This is a genomic window from Pseudomonas sp. GW823-FHT06B06, assembly GCF_058795195.1.
Genome location: NZ_JBXAHO010000027.1, coordinates 25,873 through 43,055, shown reverse-complemented (window position 1 = coordinate 43,055; position 17,183 = coordinate 25,873). Strand labels below are relative to the sequence as shown.

The window sequence follows — 17,183 nt, the reverse complement described above, 5'->3', positions numbered from 1 at the left end:
GCGCAACCCTTGGGTTGCCCCGGGAGAAGCAATCTTGAATAATTACCAACTGAGAATTATTTGCAGATACTAATGACGACCATCAACGCTGGCCATCCCCGTATCCTCTCCATCGAAGACGACCTCGTACTCGGTGCCTATGTGCATGAACATCTGGGCCGTAGCGGCTTTCAGGTGACGTGGTGCCAGAATGGCCGCGAGGGCCTGGACATTGCCCGCGAGCAAGCCTTCGATGTGGTGTTGATGGACATTTTGTTGCCAGGTATGGACGGGCTGGCGGTACTGACGCAACTACGCCGCAGCCATTCCACCCCGGTATTGCTGATGTCGGCACTCGGTGCCGAAGCCGATCGAATCAGCGGCTTTCGGCTGGGGGCCGATGATTATCTGCCCAAACCCTTCAGCATGATCGAGTTGCGCGTGCGCATCGAAGCCATTCTGCGCCGCGTAGCGCTCGATCGCCGGCCGACGCCTGTGGCGATGGTGGCCGAGGTAGACAGTCTGCGTTTTGACGACGATCACTTCGACGTTTTTCATGGACAACAACCTGCCGGCCTGACTCGAACTGAGTATCGCCTGCTGGAAACCCTGAGCCGCAGCGTCGATGAAGTGCTGAGCAAAGCCTTTCTTTATCAACAGGTACTGCAACGCGGTTATGCCGCCCACGATCGTAGCCTCGACATGCACATCAGCCAGATTCGCCGCAAACTCAAGGCCATCGGCTATACCGAGCGGGAGGTACGCACGGTCTGGGGCAAGGGCTATATCCTGAGTGCCGTCGATGAGATGTAACGTGCCGGGCCGGCACTCGCTGTTCTGGAAACTGGCGTGCCTGTTGGTGGCGTTCTGTCTGCTGATGATCTGGTTGAGCTGGTCCTGGGGCCGCTACATGGAGCAGCGCAACCAGTTCCTCTCCGATGAGGCCCGTGGCACCCTGGCGCGCTATGCCGCCGAAGCCGAACAAGCTTGGCAGCAGGGCCAGAGTGTCGGCGTCGATGACTGGCTGCAGGGCATGCATCAGCGGGAGAAAGGCTGGGTCGGTGTCATCGGCGGTGATTTGCAATCCTTGAGCAACCAATCGCTGACGGACAAGGAAGTCGAGCGCCTGACTTTTTTGCGCGGCCTCGATTGGCCGATCCACAAGAAAGGCCGGCCGTGGATGCGCATACCGTTTCCCAGTGACCCGTCCGTCGGCAGCCTGGTGATCGAACTGCCGCAACGCTTCGTGCCCGGGCGCTACCGGGTGTTCTGGCGGGTGATCACCAACGGCGTGATTCCGGGCTTGTTCACCTTGCTGTTGTGCGTCGGCCTGTATCGCTTGTTGGTGGTGCCACTCAATCACTTGCGCGAACAGGCCAATGCCTGGCGTGCCGATCAACTGAACGTACGGCTGTCGAGCCGCACCACCAATCGTTCCGATGAGTTGGGCGAATTGGCCAGGGCGTTCGATCACATGTCCGAGCGCCTGCAAAGTACCGTGGCATTGCAGCAACAACTGTTGCGCGACCTGTCCCATGAATTGCGCACGCCGTTGAGCCGCCTGCGGGTGGCCAGTGAAAGCGAGCAGGGGCTTGAACAGTTGCGCGAGCGCATTGGCCGCGAAGTCGATGGCATGCAACGGCTGGTGGAGGACACGCTGCAACTGGCCTGGCTCGATACCGAACGTACGCGATTACCCGACGAATCGATCCAGGTCGAGGCCCTGTGGGAAATGCTCACGGAAAACGCCTGTTATGAAAGTTGCTGGCCGGATACGCAGTTGCAATGCTCGGTGGACGCCTCCTGCTGGGTGCGCGGCCATCTCAATACCCTGGCCCAGGCCCTCGAGAACATGCTGCGCAACGCCATTCGACATTCGCCCGAGGGTGGCATTGTTCATTTGGGCGGGCGGCGTGACGGCGACTTCTGGCACCTGTGGCTGGAGGATCAAGGTGGTGGCGTGGCGGAGGCGGATCTTGAGCGGATCTTCCTGCCCTTTACCCGCCTCGACGGCTCGCGGCCGGGGGATGGCGGATTTGGCCTAGGCTTGAGCATCGCCAGGAATGCGGTGCGGCGTCAGGGTGGAAGGCTTTGGGCACAGAACACAGGGAGCGGGTTGCGGATGAATATGCGGTTGGTGGCGGATGATGGAACTGTCAGTGACGATGCCATCGCGAGCAGGTTCTCCCATCCTGCAACGCACTGATTTTGCCGGAGCGTTCCTGAGTTTCTGTACGACATTTCCCAAAGGGTATCACCGGTCATTTCAAGCAGCCTTGACGGTTTAAGCTCAGGCTCTAACTCGTGTCCAAGGAGCCATTGCATGACTGTAACCCAGGCGCCCGGCAGTACCACCGACGATCGCTTCAATGAAGTGCTTGCACTGATTCAAAGTGCCAGGCGCCAGGCCGTGCAGGCGGGAATACTCAACTGATCGAGCTCTATTGGCAGGTTGGTGCTTATATAAGCCGCAAGATGGAGAAGGCGGAGTGGGGTGATTCCGTTGTTGGTCAATTGGCGGAGCATCTCAGTCAGAACCAGCCGGGGCTGCGTGGTTTTACTCGGCCCAATCTGTTTCGCATGCGTCAGTTTTACGAGACGTACCGGGGCGATGAGAAAGTCTCACCACTGGTGAGACAATTACCCTGGACCCATAATCTGGTCATCTTCAGCCAGAGCAAACTTCCGCAAGAGCGGGAGTTTTACTTGCGTTCGGCGATCCAGGAAAAGTGGTCAAAGCGCGAGCTGGAGCGCCAGTTCAAGGCGGCGCTGTTCGAGCGCAGCGTAACCCAGCCGGCCAAAGTCTCCTCAGTACTGAAACAGACTCATCCCTCTGCGCTTGAAATATTCCGCGACGCCTACATGGTCGAGTTTCTCGACCTGCCCGGCGCCCACGGCGAAACCGATTTGCATCGGGGCTTGCTGGCGCGTCTCAAGGAATTTTTGATCGAGCTAGGTCGGGATTTCTGTTTTGTAGGCTCCGAATATCCGCTACAAGTCGGCGGGCGTGATTTTGCCCTGGACTTGCTGTTCTTTCACCGTGGTCTTAACTGCCTGGTGGCCATCGAACTCAAGGTCGGGCGTTTTGAGCCGGAGTATTTGGGCAAGCTGGGCTTCTATCTGGAAGCCCTGGATCGCGAAGAGCGCAAGCCTCATGAAAACCCGGCAATCGGTGTCCTGCTCTGTGCCAGCAAGGATGACGAAGTCGTCGAATACGCCCTTAACCGCAGCCTGTCACCCGCGCTGATCGCGGAGTATCAGGTCCAACTGCCGGACAAACAGTTGTTGCAGGCCAAGCTGCATGAGTTCTACGCCCTGAATGTCGCTCAATCGGAAGAAGGCTGAATCAGACGCTTATTCCCATAAACCATAAGCACCACACTTTGCGTGATATGGCCTTGCGAGGTTTGCCGGTATGATAGGCGCCCCCGCAGTCTGGATTGCGAATACGCCATGACCTTGCAGTACCCAACCATCGCCGATTGCGTCGGCAACACTCCGCTGGTCCGTTTGCAGCGCCTGCCCGGCGAAACCAGCAACACTCTTTTGCTCAAGCTCGAAGGGAACAACCCGGCGGGTTCGGTCAAGGACCGTCCGGCGCTGTCGATGATCACCCGCGCCGAGTTGCGCGGGCAGATCCATGCCGGCGATACGTTGATCGAAGCGACCTCCGGTAACACCGGCATCGCGCTGGCCATGGCCGCGGCGATCAAGGGTTACAAGATGATCCTGATCATGCCGGACAACTCCAGCGCCGAACGCAAGGCTGCCATGACCGCTTATGGTGCCGAACTGATTCTGGTCAGCCAGGAACAAGGCATGGAAGGCGCCCGCGACCTCGCCCAGCGCATGGAAGCAGAGGGTCGCGGCAAGGTGCTGGACCAGTTCGCCAACGGTGACAACCCGGAGGCGCACTACACCACCACCGGTCCGGAAATCTGGCGCCAGACCCAGGGCACCATCACCCATTTCGTCAGTTCCATGGGCACCACCGGCACCATCATGGGCGTCTCGCGCTACTTGAAAGAACAGAACGAGAACGTGCAGATCATCGGTCTGCAACCGATGGAAGGTTCGGCGATCCCGGGTATCCGTCGCTGGCCCCAGGAGTATCTGCCGAAGATCTACCAGGCCGATCGCGTGGACCGTATCGTCGATATGGCCCAGAGCGAAGCCGAAGACGTGACCCGTCGGCTGGCTCGCGAAGAAGGCATCTTCTGTGGCGTGTCATCCGGCGGTGCCGTGGCAGCGATGCTGCGCCTGTCCAAAGAAGTTGAAAACGCGGTGATCGTCGCGATCATCTGCGACCGTGGCGACCGATACCTGTCGACCGGCATTTTCGACGCGCCCAACTGATGGCCAAGCATGAGAGAGGCCTGCGCTTCCAGCCCACGGGCGGCAGCAAGGCCCCGCAAGTCCCGACCGGCAAAAAGCAGCGCCTGAACATCGAGCGCCTGGCCAACGACGGTCGCGGTATCGCGTTTTTCGAAGGTCGCACCTGGTTCGTCATCGGCGCACTGGCCGGTGAAGAAGTCGAGGCACGCGTGCTCGGTGCCCACGGCAAAGTGGTCGAGGCGCGTACCGAGCGCGTGTTCAAGTCCAGTGAACTGCGTCGCCCGGCACCGTGCGCCCATGCTGGTCGTTGTGGCGGCTGCAGCGTGCAACACCTGCCCCATAGCGAACAGCTCGCCTTGAAACAGCGCATGCTCGCCGAGCAATTGTCGAAGGTCGCCGGTGTCGAGCCCGAAGAGTGGGTTGCGCCTTTGAGCGGTCCGGAGTTCGCTTATCGCCGTCGCGCGCGGGTAGCGGTGCGCTGGGACATGAAAGCGAAAAAACTCGAAGTCGGTTTCCGCGCCGCCGGCAGCCAGGACATCGTCGGCATCGATGATTGCCCGGTGCTGGTACAGCCCTTGCAGCCGATCATGGCCCACTTGCCGCAGATGCTGCGACGATTGAGCAAACCTCAGGCCCTGGGGCACGTGGAATTGTTCAGCGGCTCATCGCTGGCGGTATTGCTGCGCCACATGGCGCCGTTGTCCGAAAGCGACTTGACCATCCTCAAGGAATTCTGCGCGCTCCATGAAGCCCAGTTGTGGTTGCACGGGGACGGCGAGCCGCATCCGGTCGAGGCCGATCAGTCCTTGGGCTATCGTCTTGAACAGTGGGATTTGAATCTGGCGTATCGGCCCGGGGATTTCATCCAGGTCAATGCGGGGGTCAACGAAGCGATGGTTGCCCAGGCGCTGGATTGGCTGAAACCGCAAGCCGATGAGCGAGTTCTCGATCTATTCTGTGGGTTGGGTAACTTTGCCTTGCCATTGGCTAAAGCTGTTCGCGAAGTCGTTGCGGTGGAGGGTGTGCAGGTGATGGTCGATCGCGCAGCCGCGAATGCTGTCAGCAACAATCTGCATAATGCGCAGTTTTTTCAGGCCGATTTATCCCAGCCGTTGACCGATGCTGAATGGGCGCGTGAAGGCTTTTGTGCGGTACTCTTGGACCCACCGCGTGACGGCGCTTTCGAGGTCGTGCGCAAGCTCAAGTCCCTGGGGGCCGAGCGGTTGGTCTATGTGTCGTGCAACCCGGCAACCCTGGCGCGCGACACGGTCGAATTGATCAAGCAGGGCTACCGGTTAAAACGTGCCGGGATTCTCGATATGTTTCCTCAGACGGCACATGTCGAAGCCATGGCGTTATTTGAAGCGAGCTAGGATGCTCGTCTGGTCCGACTGGCCCGCCCGTGCAGCCGCGTACCAGCCCGACGTGGGCTCATGGGCAACGAAGGTCAGCGATTTGACGCATTGAATCTGCGTCGTAGGGAAGGTAAGCAAGATGGTACAGGTGAGAGCACACCAGCCGATCAACACCGACGGCAGTATCAATCTCGAGGCTTGGCTCGATCACGCGGTCAGTGTCGATCTGGCACTGGATCGCGAAGCCTTGAAAGAAGCCTGCGAGTACGCTCGCGAGGCCGAACAACAAGCCAATGCGGCGAAGAATTTGTGGTCCGAAGGGACCTCGAGTTTCCGCACCGGCCTTGAGATCGCCGAGATCCTCGCCGACCTCAAGCTCGATCAGGATTCGCTGGTTGCCGCGGTTCTCTACCGCGGTGTGCGTGAAGGCCAGATTCCGTTGCCGGCGGTCAGCCAGCGCTTTGGTCCCGTAGTCGCCAAACTCATCGACGGCGTGCAACGCATGGCCGCGATCAGCGACAGCCTGAGCCCGCGCAAGTCCATGGTGATGGGTACTCAGGGCCAGGTGGAAAACCTGCGCAAGATGCTGGTGGCCATGGTCGACGACGTTCGCGTCGCCCTGATCAAACTGGCCGAGCGAACCTGTGCGATCCGTGCGGTGAAAACCGCCGATGACGAAAAGCGCAACCGCGTTGCCCGCGAGGTGTTCGACATCTACGCGCCGCTCGCTCATCGCCTGGGTATCGGCCACATCAAGTGGGAACTGGAGGACTTGTCCTTCCGTTACCTGGAGCCGGACCAGTACAAGCAGATCGCCAAGTTGCTCCACGAGCGGCGACTCGATCGCGAGCGCTTCATCAGCGACGTGATGAGCCAGCTGAAAAACGAACTGCAGGCCACCGGGGTCGATGCCGATATCAGCGGCCGGGCCAAACATATCTATTCGATCTGGCGCAAAATGCAGCGCAAGGGCCTGGAGTTCAGCCAGATCTACGACGTGCGCGCCGTGCGTGTGCTGGTGCCGGAAATGCGCGACTGCTACACCGCGCTGGGCATTGTCCACACCCTGTGGCGGCACATTCCCAAAGAATTCGACGACTACATCGCCAACCCCAAGGAAAACGGCTATCGCTCGTTGCACACGGCGGTGATCGGTCCTGAGGGCAAGGTGCTGGAAGTACAGATCCGTACCCACGCCATGCATGAGGAGGCCGAACTCGGTGTATGCGCCCACTGGCGCTACAAGGGCACCGACGTCAAGTCTGGCTCCAATCACTACGAAGAAAAAATCTCCTGGCTGCGTCAGGTGCTCGAGTGGCACGAAGAGCTGGGTGACATTGGCGGGTTGGCCGAACAGCTGCGGGTCGATATCGAACCCGACCGGGTCTACATCTTTACCCCGGACGGTCACGCCATCGACTTGCCCAAGGGCGCGACGCCACTGGACTTTGCCTACCGTGTGCACACCGAGATCGGTCACAACTGCCGTGGCGCCAAGATCAACGGGCGCATCGTGCCGCTCAACTACAGCCTGCAGACCGGTGAGCAGGTCGAGATCATCACCAGCAAGCACGGCACGCCAAGCCGCGACTGGCTGAACCCGAACCTGGGTTACGTCACGACGTCACGGGCACGGGCGAAGATCGTTCACTGGTTCAAGTTGCAGGCCCGCGATCAGAACGTCGCCGCCGGTAAAACCCTGCTGGAACGGGAACTCAATCGCCTCGGCTTGCCAGCGGTGGATTTCGACAAGCTGGCCGACAAGGCCAACATGAAAACCGCCGAGGACATGTTTGCCGCGCTCGGTGCCGGCGACCTGCGCCTGGCGCAACTGGTCAACCTGGCGCAGCAACTGGTCGAGCCGGAACGTGGCAACGAACAGCTGGAACTGATTCCACGCAAGGCCACCGGCTACAAGCCAGGCAAGCGTGGTGATATCCAGATTCAGGGCGTGGGCAACCTGATGACCCAGATGGCAGGTTGCTGCCAGCCGTTGCCGGGGGATGCGATCGTCGGCTACATCACCCAGGGGCGTGGCGTCAGTATCCACCGCCAGGACTGTGCCTCGGTGCTGCAATTGGCCGGGCGCGAGCCTGAACGGATCATTCAGGTCAGCTGGGGGCCGGTACCGGTGCTCACCTACCCGGTGGACATCGTCATCCGTGCCTACGACCGTTCCGGATTGCTGCGTGATGTCTCGCAGGTGTTGCTCAACGAGCGAATCAACGTGTTGGCGGTCAATACCCGCTCGAACAAGGAGGACAACACCGCGCTGATGTCCCTGACCATCGAGATTCCAGGGCTGGACGCGTTGGGGCGGTTGCTGGGGCGGATTTCCCAGTTGCCGAACATCATCGAAACCCGGCGTAACCGTACGCCATGAACCTCACCCCTGTAGGAGCTGCCGCAGGCTGCGATCTTTTGATCTTGATTTTTTAAGATCAAAAGATCGCAGCCTGCGGCAGCTCCTACAGTGCGTTTGAATGGGATTAATGATGTACAGCCTTGAAGACTTATTGCACCTGATGAACCGCCTGCGCGACCCGCAGTACGGCTGTCCGTGGGACATCAAGCAAACCTACGCCACCATCGTCCCGCACACCCTCGAGGAAGCCTATGAAGTTGCCGATGCCATCGAGCGGGGTGATTTCGATCACCTGCAGGGTGAGTTGGGCGACCTGCTGTTCCAGGTGGTTTACTACAGCCAGTTGGCGCGGGAAGAAGGGCGTTTCGAATTCGCTGGCGTGGTCGACAGCATTACCCGCAAGCTGATCCGCCGTCATCCGCATGTATTTCCCACCGGTGATCTGTACGCGCCGCTGGATGTACCGCGCTTGAATGAAGAGCAGGTCAAGCAGCGCTGGGAGGAGATCAAGGCCGAAGAGCGTGCGGAGAGATCCGCTGCACCGCAACAGCTGTCCTTGCTCGACGATGTCCCGGCAGCCTTGCCGGCACTGTCCCGTTCGGCAAAATTGCAAAAGCGCGCAGGGCAGGTCGGCTTCGATTGGCCCGACGCCTTGCCTGTATTGGACAAGGTTCGCGAAGAACTTGATGAAATACTCGAAGCGATGGCCGACAACGACTCGGTGGCGATTGCCGATGAAGTCGGCGATCTACTATTTTCCGTGGTTAATCTGGCGCGTCACCTCAAGGTCGATCCGGAAACTGCGCTGCGTGGTGCCAACAGCAAGTTCGAACGACGCTTCCGTTTTATCGAACAGGCATTGCGCGACACCCATCGTCCCATGGAAGATTGCACCCTCGAAGAGTTGGACGCCCTGTGGGGCGAAGCCAAACGCCAGGAAAAGAATGTGCCCAGCTGCGGTTGAGCAGTTGCCTAAGTGAGTAATAAGCACCATGAGCATTTCCCTTCGCGACCAGTTGCTCAAAGCAGGGCTGGTCAACCAGAAGCAGGCCAAGCAGGTCAGCAAAGACAAACAGAAGCAGCAACGCCTGGCCCACAAGGGGCAGATCGAGCTTGATGATTCCCAGCAGCGTGCAGCCCAGGAGGCCATGGCCGAGAAGGTCAAGCGCGATCAGGAGCTCAACCGTCAGCAACAGGAAAAAGCCGAGGCCAAGGCCCGTGTCGCGCAGATCAAGCAATTGATTGAAGCCACGCGCCTGCCGAAACTGACGACCGAGGACTACTACAACTTCGTCGACGACAAGAAGGTCAAGCGCCTCTCGGTCAACACGCTGATGCGTAACAAGCTCAGCAACGGTTCGCTGGCCATCGTGCATCACGCCGGAGGCTACGAAGTGATCCCCCGAGAAGCTGCCCTGAAGATCCAGGAGCGCGATCCACTGCGCATCGTGCAACTGAATGTGCAGACCGAAGAAGTGGCCGCCGAGGACGATCCGTACGCGGCCTATCAGATCCCGGATGACCTGATGTGGTAAGCGGTTAACGGCTGCAATAACGACAAACCCCGCTCATGGCGGGGTTTGTCGTTTTTAATGCGGTCATTGCTCAAGCGGAGCGTAGCGCTCGTTGCTGCTCCAGAGTTTCCAGTTCGGCCTTGTAGTTGTGGGCGTCAGTCTCGCTATGGAACATCCCGACCAGCAGGTCCTGTTGGTACACATCCCAGATGCGGACACCGGCGGCTACGCCTTCGTGTGACATGCGTGAATCGTCGCGTTCAGTTACTTTTACAGTCATCTGCTAGCTCCAATTTCTATTATCTGCAGCAAGGCATGTGCAGGACTCTGTTATAGAGTTTGGTAGCTAGCTAAGTAAACGACTGAGTCTGGAAAGAGTTTGTTGCAGAATTGGAAACAGTCCTGCTGCCCGCGTAATCCGCGACATTCAGTCGCAGGCTGTTGAGTTCCATGACAAAAGCTTCATGTTCACGAGGAAGATTCGCGGCCTAAAGGCCGATCTTGTGGGAGCGAGCCTGCTCGCGAAGACGGCATCACATTCAACATCTTTATCGACTGTCAGGCCGCCTTCGCGAGCAGGCTCGCTCCCACAGGGTTTTGCGTTTTTGAAGGCAAAAAAACGCCCCGAACCAGTCGGGGCGTTTTCATGTGCGGCTCAGCAGCGGGGAATTACTTGCCTTCCCAGCGCTTCAGTACCAGCGTGGCGTTGGTGCCACCGAAACCGAAGCTGTTGCTCATCACAGTGTTGATGGTGGCGTTTTCGCGGGTCTTGGTCAGTACCGGCAGGTCGGCCACTTCTGGGTCCAGCTCGTCGATGTTGGCGGAACCGGCAATGAAGTTGCCTTCCATCATCAGCATGCAGTAGATCGCTTCGTGAACGCCGGCGGCGCCCAGGGAGTGACCCGACAGGCTCTTGGTGGAGCTGATGGCCGGAGCCTTGTCGCCGAACACTTCACGCACGCCTTTCATTTCCGCGACGTCGCCGACCGGAGTCGAAGTGCCGTGGGTATTCAGGTAGTCGATCGGGGTGTCGACGGTGGACAGCGCCTGCTGCATGCAGCGGATCGCGCCTTCGCCGCTTGGGGCGACCATGTCGTAGCCGTCGGAGGTCGCGCCGTAGCCAACGATTTCCGCGTAGATTTTCGCGCCGCGGGCCAGAGCGTGTTCCAGCTCTTCCACCACGACCATGCCGCCACCGCCTGCAATGACGAAGCCGTCACGGTCTGCGTCGTAGGCGCGGGAAGCTTTTTCCGGAGTGTCGTTGCGCTTGCTGGACAATGCGCCCATGGCGTCGAACAGGAACGACTGGCTCCAGTGTTCTTCTTCACCGCCGCCGGCGAAAACGATGTCCTGCTTGCCCATCTGGATCTGTTCCATGGCGGTACCGATGCAGTGAGCACTGGTGGCGCAGGCAGAAGCGATGGAGTAGTTCAGGCCCTTGATCTTGAACGGAGTGGCCAGACAGGCGGAAACGGTGCTGCTCATGGTCCGCGTGACGCGATATGGGCCAACGCGCTTTACGCCTTTCTCGCGCAGGATGTCCAGCGCTTCCATCTGGTTCAGTGTCGATGCGCCACCGGAACCGGCAATCAGGCCGGTGCGCGGGTTGGACACTTGCTCTTCGGTCAGGCCGGAGTCAGCAATGGCGTCTTTCATGGCCAGGTAGGCGTATGCCGCCGCGTGGCCGACGAAGCGATAGATCTTGCGATCGATCAGTTCTTCAAGGTTGAGGTCAATGGAGCCGGAAACCTGGCTACGCAGACCCATTTCGGCATATTCCGGGTTGAACCGGATGCCAGGGCGGCTTGCACGCAGGTTAGCGGAGACGGTCTCTTTGTCATTGCCCAGGCACGAAACAATGCCCAGACCAGTGATAACGACGCGGCGCATGCGGATAACCCTTAGAAGTTGTCAGTGGAGGTGAAAACGCCGACCCGGAGGCCTTCGGCGGTGTAGATTTCGCGACCGTCGACAGTCACCGAACCGTCGGCGATGGCCAGGTTCAGCTTGCCCTTGAGGACGCGCTTGATATGAATGTTATAGGTGACTTTCTTGGCGGTCGGCAGGACCTGGCCGAAGAATTTCACTTCGCCCGAACCCAGCGCACGGCCACGGCCCGGCAGGCCTTGCCAGCCCAGGAAGAAACCGACCAATTGCCACATGGCGTCGAGGCCCAGGCAGCCCGGCATCACCGGATCACCTTCGAAGTGGCAGGCGAAGAACCACAGGTCCGGAGTGATATCCAGCTCGGCGACCAATTCACCTTTGCCGTACTTGCCACCCTCTTCGCTGATCAGGGTGATGCGATCGACCATCAGCATGTTCGGGGCGGGCAGTTGCGCGTTACCTGGGCCGAACAGCTCACCGCGACTGCAGCGCAGCAGGTCTTCCCGGGTAAAGGCGTTTTGTTTGGTCATGCGAGCTCCTCAATAGTCCCATGCGGCAGGTGGGGCAAATCATCCCGGCCGATCGAAGCGTTCATGCCTCGAACCGGCAGCCTACTCATAGACTATTGCGTTGTAGTGAAAGTCACAGCACCAAGGACATGAATGTACACTTGTGCACTGAAATTTTTAATCAAGCCCCTTTTCGAGCTTGTTCGGGTGCCTAAGACTGCCGCACTTTCGCCTTTCACGCCAGTCACAGATGCTCGAAAGGCCTGTACTACTGCACCCATCGCTGCAGAATTTGCTGAAGATCAGTGCGTTTGAAGGGCTTGGCGAGGTAATCGTTCATTCCCGCCGACAAACAAGCTTCGCGATCCCCCTGCAAGGCGTTGGCGGTCAGGGCAATGATCGGCAAGTCGGTACAGCCGGGCAGTTCACGAATCTGCCGGGTGGCTTCATAACCGTCGATGACCGGCAGTCGGCAGTCCATCAGTATCGCCTCGAAAATCAGGCTCTCGGCACTGCGTACTGCCTGTGCGCCATCGGCGGCGACGCTGACAGTAAAGCCGAGGCTGCGCAGCATGGCTTCGATCACTGTCTGGTTGACCGGATTGTCTTCGACCAGCAGCACATTGCGCCCTTCGCCATCCCCCTTGTGGGTCGGTACGCGCGGTGCCCGAGCCGGCAAGGCTTGCTGATACAACGCCAGCGGAATCTCGAGGGTAAATATCGAGCCACGGCCTTCCTCGCTCTGGGCGCGCAAGGTGCCACCCATGCGTTCGGCGAGTGTGCGTGCAATCGGCAGGCCCAGGCCGGTCCCACCATAGCGTCTTGATATGGAGCTGTCGGCCTGCTGAAACGCGTCGAACATCAATTCCAGGCTTTCGGGGGGAATGCCAATCCCACTGTCGCGCACCGTGCAGGTGAACCACAGCAGTTCGTGATCCAGGGACTGCCACTGCGATTCGATGCGCACGCGTCCCTGTTCGGTAAACTTCAGGGCATTGCCGACCAGATTGACCAGTATTTGCCGGATGCGCGTCGGGTCACCCTGAACCTGCAGCGCGCGCATGTCTTGTGGGATCTGCAACTGTAGATCGAGCCCGCGTTGGACGGCGCTGTGCTGGAACGACTGGGCGCAACTGCCGATCAGGTCTGCGAGATTGAAGGGGATATGCTCCAACTCCAGTTCTGAGCGTTCGATACGCGAAAAATCCAGAATGTCATTGATGACTTTGAGCAGGTGCTCGGTGGATTCCGAAGCCAGAGCCGCGTATTCGAGCTGTTCTTCGGTCATCTGGGTGGTTTCCAGCAATTGCAGCATGCCAAGCACGCCATTCATCGGCGTGCGCAGTTCGTGGCTCATCATGGCGAGGAAGTCGGACTTGGCGTTATTGGCCTTTTCCGCTTCCTCGCGGGTCTGGATCAACTGCGCCATGGCCTGGTGCTGTTCGTGGCTGGCCTGCTCGAGCCCCTTGGCGAGGTTGTTGATATGTTGGGACAGGGCGCCGAGTTCGGTGTCGTCAACGATGGGCAGGGGCGTCTTGTAGTCGCCGGCCTGGATCGCCTTGACCGCATTGCCGATATCGCGGATCGGTTGCGACAGGCTCGCGGCCAGGCGCCGGGCGACCATGAAGGTAAACAGCAGGGCGAACAGCGCCAGAATGCCGGCCTTGAGCAGGATTTCCTGTTGGCGCTGGCTGAACGCATCATTGGACAGGCCAACGATCACCCGACCCAGGTAATCCTCGGCGGGCGCCGTGGGGGGCACGCTGCCGTCCTGGAAAAAATCATTGTGCAGCGCGATCCGTTGCAGGCGCACGGGGGCCTGGAAGACTTCAACCTGGTGCGGCTTTTGATAGCTTGCCGAAGGTTGCTCGACATACACCAGAATCCGGTTGGCGCTGTCCTGCACCTCCAGGAACCGTACGTTGGGCGTTGCCAGCGTGGCCTTGAGCAGGCTTTCGAGCACCTCGTTATTGCCCGAAATCACCCCGTATTCGGTGGCCGGCGCCAGTTGGTTGGCAATCAACTGGCCGGTGTGGTTGAGCTCCTGGCGCAGGTCCTGGATCCGCACGAAAGTGAAGAAACTGATCAACAGTAACGTCAGCAGCAGGGCAGGGCCGAGGCTGATGATCTGGGTACGGGTACTGATGTCCCAGCGGCGACGGAAGGTCATGGCTGGCGTTCTCCTTCTGCCAACAGCGTTGCGACAGCCACTTCATTTACCTGTTCAAGCCCCAGGGAACGAGACACCTGCCGATTGCTGGAGACTTTGAAGCGGTGTGGATATTGCGTGCGTGGCCACGTGGCGGGTGGCAGGTCGAGCAGCTCATCGAGAATCGCCAGCCAGTCGCTTTGATCGCTGTAGGTACTGGCCAGGCTCCCGGCCTTGACGAACCCTGCATTGGGACCGATCAAGGCCAGCTGCCGCGCATAGCTGCTGAGCAACAGGTTTTTCGCGGTTTTCGGGTTGTACAGATCGGGGTCGTCGAGGCCCAGTACTACATCGCTGTTGTCCAGCAAAGCCTGCAAGGGACGACTGTCCTGGGTGTTTTCCCAACGTTCGGTGACCACTTCAAGACCCAGGGGATAGGCGGCCTGGCGCAGTTCCCGCAACAGGAACTCGCTATGGCTGTCGTACAGGACGCCAACCCGCTTGGCCTCGGGCAGCAGGACACGGGTGAGGCGCAATTGCCGGTCCAGTGGCGGATCGCTCCAGAGCAGGCTGAGGTGCGGGGGCAGGGCGTGCCCAAGGTGTTGTCGCGCCTGCAGGCGGCTGATGCGCAGCACCAGTGTCGCCGGGCCGCGAGGGTCCTGCAGGCGCCAGTCCAGACTGGGCAGATCGAGCAGGATCAAGCGGGTGTCCGCCGCCAGCTTGCCCGGTGGCGGCAGGCTGGCCAATGGCTGGAAGTGCACGTTGTCGGCCGGTCGCAATTGCACCAGGGCCTGGACGAAGGATTGCACGCCGGGGCTATCGTCGACACCGGTCAGGAGAATGTCCGCGGCGCTGGCCGAATGGCTGGGTAGCCAGCCACCGAATACCAGGCAAGCCATGGCCAACAGATGGCCAAGGATTGACGGCTTGCGTGGCGGGCGATGCGGCATCTTAAAACGCCAGCTGCGCGCTGAAATACATCAAGCGACGCTCGTCATAGTTGTTGTCGACAAAGGAAGTAGGCTGGTTGTCGAGGCGCTGCTGCAGCACACCGGCCAGTTCCAGATGAGTCTTGCCCAGGCGGATGCGCCTGGCGATGCGCGTGTCGAGGCGTTCGAAGCGGTAGCCGTTGAGCGCGTCGTCAGCATAATAGAAGAGCGCGCTGTTCCAGCCATGGCCCCAGTCGCGCAACCAGGCGGCAGAACCACTGTTGCCTGCAGTCTGTTGTGCATCTAGCAGGTTGCTCGCGTCAGCGTCGACGTAGGCATACGTCAGGCGCAAGCGGTCGGCGCTGCTGATTTTCCAGTCGAGTTGGGTTTCCGCTCCGGTGTAGCGCGCGGAGTTGGCATTGCTGGCGATGTACTGGTTATTGCGCAGCGGCTCACTGATCATCCCGGTGATCTCGTCATAGAACAGCTTTACATCGACGGCCAGGCCCGATTCGGCGAAGTAACCGTTATAGCCCAGCTCCCGGGAACGCATGTGTTCCTGGTCGAGGTCACCGGGGCCGCGGGTTTTGACGAAATAGCGGGCACTGGACTGGCCATAGGCGCCGGGTTGCAGGTGGGTGACCTGGTAGCTCCAGTTAACGTTGTTCTCGAACATGTCCGGCGAGCGGACGGCTTGCGAATACACCGCACGCAAGCCGTGGCGCGGATTGATCAGGTAGTTGACCGCCATCCGTGGGCTCAGAGAGCTGCCGATCAACCGCGTGTCTTCGAACATGGCACCGCCCTGCAGGAGCCAGTGTTCGCTGGCGCGCCATTCGAGCTGGCCGAACGCTCGCCAGGTGGTGTCATCGAGAGTGCCATTGAAGTAGGTCTCGGAATCTGCCCGGTCGTAACGATAGTTCAATCCGCTGACCAGCCGCAGGTTATCGGACAGGCTCAGGGTATCCTGCAATTCAAGGTCATAGCGCGATTCCCGAGTGCTTTGATCGATATCGCCGCAGACCGTTCGCCGGGCGCCGTTGCGCCACTGGTCGAGGACTTGATTGGCCAATGCGCGTTGGGTCGGATCGGCGTCAGGGGCTCCGGAGACCAGAAAGCTCTCGATGTTGCGCGCCAGGCGTTCCGTGTAGTTCGGGTTGAGTTGCCAAAGCTCGCTGAGTTCGGGGCTGAACGATACTTCGGCATCGCAGGCGCGCCAGGTTTGCTGACGGTCCCAGTGCTGGGCCGAACCCTGGATGTAAAGGCTGTGCTCGGTGTTCAGGTCGAGATTCCAGCGCAGCGAGCCGGCGTAGTCCTTGGCGCTGACGTCGGAATTGTCCCCAGCGCGGGTAATCCCTGAAAACACCGGGCGGTAGGTATAGGGGCGTTGGTTGGTGCCGTCCTTGGCATTCACCTGCCATTCGATACTTTGCCGTTCGTCGAGCGCTTGACTAACGGCAAGGTTGAAGCGCTTCAAACGTCGACCGTCATGGTAGTCGCCGCCCCAACGGTCGGTATCAAAGCCATCGTCTTGCTGGCCAGACAGCGACAGGCGTAAATCGCCGTCCTCCCAACCCACGCCCTGGCTGGCATAAAAGTCGTCGATGCCACGCTGGCCGCGGGTGACTTTCAGGCGCGTACCGTGGCTGTCGGCCGGATTGCGCGTGATGATGTTGACCACCGCCATCAGCGCATTGGCGCCATAGCTGACGGTGTTCGGGCCGCGGAAAACCTCGATACGCTCGATGTCCTCCATGGCCACCGGAATGTCGCTCCAGTCCACCGTGGCCAGACCCGCGCGGTACACCGAGCGACCGTCGATCAACACTTGCAGGCGCCGTGCTTCGGTGGCGCTGGTGCCGTGGTAATTCACCGTGGCCTGATTACCGCTGATATTGCCGACCATCATGCCGGGTACCAGGCGTAGCACTTCACTGATGTCGCGCGCGCCGCTGGCATTGATCAGCGCGGTGTCGAGCACCGTCATGCTCCCCGGCACGGCAGCCGGCGATTGTTTCAGGCGCGTGGCCGTGAGTACTTGCGGCAACGGTTCGCTGTCGAGAAACAAGTCGTCGGCCATCGCCGGCGAGCTGAACACCAGCGCCAGGACCAACGGCGAATGGGGTGAAGTCGAACCCAGGGACACAGCACATCCTTGTTA

Annotated in this window: 13 protein-coding genes and 1 pseudogene; 8 read left to right on the top strand and 6 right to left on the bottom strand. The window is 59.9% G+C overall.

Going from position 1 to position 17,183, the window contains the following annotated elements; translation table 11 throughout:
- Nucleotides 1-72: 72 nt before the first annotated feature.
- The 8 genes and pseudogenes from AC1Q8Q_RS22385 to AC1Q8Q_RS22350 all read left to right on the top strand — a co-directional run bounded on the left by AC1Q8Q_RS22385 (nt 73) and on the right by AC1Q8Q_RS22350 (nt 9,569).
- The gene (locus tag AC1Q8Q_RS22385; protein ID WP_020799711.1) at nt 73-792 is read left to right on the top strand and encodes a response regulator transcription factor; all 720 of its coding nucleotides are present in this window, start codon (nt 73-75) and stop codon (nt 790-792) included.
- The gene (locus AC1Q8Q_RS22380) at nt 782-2,185 is read left to right on the top strand and encodes a histidine kinase sensor domain-containing protein (protein ID WP_492615509.1); all 1,404 of its coding nucleotides are present in this window, start codon (nt 782-784) and stop codon (nt 2,183-2,185) included. Before AC1Q8Q_RS22385 ends, AC1Q8Q_RS22380 begins: the two co-directional genes overlap by 11 nt.
- Before the next feature lie 117 nt (nt 2,186-2,302).
- Nucleotides 2,303-3,324, top strand: a pseudogene (locus AC1Q8Q_RS22375) (PDDEXK nuclease domain-containing protein).
- 108 nt (nt 3,325-3,432) lie between these two features.
- Nucleotides 3,433-4,335, top strand: coding sequence for a cysteine synthase CysM (gene cysM / locus AC1Q8Q_RS22370; protein WP_020799708.1), 903 nt, complete (start codon nt 3,433-3,435; stop codon nt 4,333-4,335).
- Complete coding sequence (gene rlmD, locus AC1Q8Q_RS22365; RefSeq protein WP_168758809.1) at nt 4,335-5,687, top strand: 23S rRNA (uracil(1939)-C(5))-methyltransferase RlmD; 1,353 nt, start codon at nt 4,335-4,337, stop codon at nt 5,685-5,687. Before cysM ends, rlmD begins: the two co-directional genes overlap by 1 nt.
- 121 nt (nt 5,688-5,808) lie before the next feature.
- Entirely contained in the window at nt 5,809-8,052 is a 2,244-nt protein-coding gene (gene relA / locus AC1Q8Q_RS22360) for a GTP diphosphokinase (protein WP_020799706.1), read from the top strand.
- A 112-nt stretch (nt 8,053-8,164) separates the two neighbouring features.
- Nucleotides 8,165-8,998, top strand: coding sequence for a nucleoside triphosphate pyrophosphohydrolase (gene mazG, locus AC1Q8Q_RS22355; RefSeq protein WP_168759222.1), 834 nt, complete (start codon nt 8,165-8,167; stop codon nt 8,996-8,998).
- A 28-nt stretch (nt 8,999-9,026) separates the two neighbouring features.
- Nucleotides 9,027-9,569: a DUF2058 domain-containing protein gene (locus AC1Q8Q_RS22350; protein WP_168758808.1), complete on the top strand. Its 543-nt coding sequence runs from the start codon at nt 9,027-9,029 to the stop codon at nt 9,567-9,569.
- Between the two features lie 70 nt (nt 9,570-9,639).
- On the opposite strand, the gene AC1Q8Q_RS22345 is transcribed toward AC1Q8Q_RS22350, so the two are convergent.
- From AC1Q8Q_RS22345 to AC1Q8Q_RS22320, 6 genes are all read right to left on the bottom strand, one after another.
- Nucleotides 9,640-9,828 carry a hypothetical protein gene (locus tag AC1Q8Q_RS22345; protein WP_020799704.1) on the bottom strand — a complete coding sequence of 63 codons (189 nt, stop codon included), beginning with the start codon at nt 9,826-9,828 and terminating at the stop codon, nt 9,640-9,642.
- Between the two features lie 389 nt (nt 9,829-10,217).
- Nucleotides 10,218-11,438 carry a beta-ketoacyl-ACP synthase I gene (gene fabB, locus AC1Q8Q_RS22340; RefSeq protein WP_008016529.1) on the bottom strand — a complete coding sequence of 407 codons (1,221 nt, stop codon included), beginning with the start codon at nt 11,436-11,438 and terminating at the stop codon, nt 10,218-10,220.
- A gap of 11 nt (nt 11,439-11,449) precedes the next feature.
- Nucleotides 11,450-11,965: a 3-hydroxyacyl-[acyl-carrier-protein] dehydratase FabA gene (gene fabA, locus AC1Q8Q_RS22335; RefSeq protein WP_003179264.1), complete on the bottom strand. Its 516-nt coding sequence runs from the start codon at nt 11,963-11,965 to the stop codon at nt 11,450-11,452.
- Nucleotides 11,966-12,212: 247 nt separating this feature from the next.
- A complete protein-coding gene (locus tag AC1Q8Q_RS22330; protein WP_492615508.1) occupies nt 12,213-14,114 on the bottom strand; it encodes an ATP-binding protein in 1,902 nt (633 codons plus the stop codon).
- Nucleotides 14,111-15,043, bottom strand: a complete 933-nt coding sequence (locus AC1Q8Q_RS22325; RefSeq protein WP_492615507.1) for an ABC transporter substrate-binding protein — start codon at nt 15,041-15,043, stop codon at nt 14,111-14,113. The genes AC1Q8Q_RS22330 and AC1Q8Q_RS22325 overlap by 4 nt, the downstream gene beginning before the upstream one ends.
- A gap of 1 nt (nt 15,044) precedes the next feature.
- Nucleotides 15,045-17,168 carry a TonB-dependent receptor plug domain-containing protein gene (locus tag AC1Q8Q_RS22320; protein WP_492615506.1) on the bottom strand — a complete coding sequence of 708 codons (2,124 nt, stop codon included), beginning with the start codon at nt 17,166-17,168 and terminating at the stop codon, nt 15,045-15,047.
- Nucleotides 17,169-17,183: the final 15 nt, after the last annotated feature.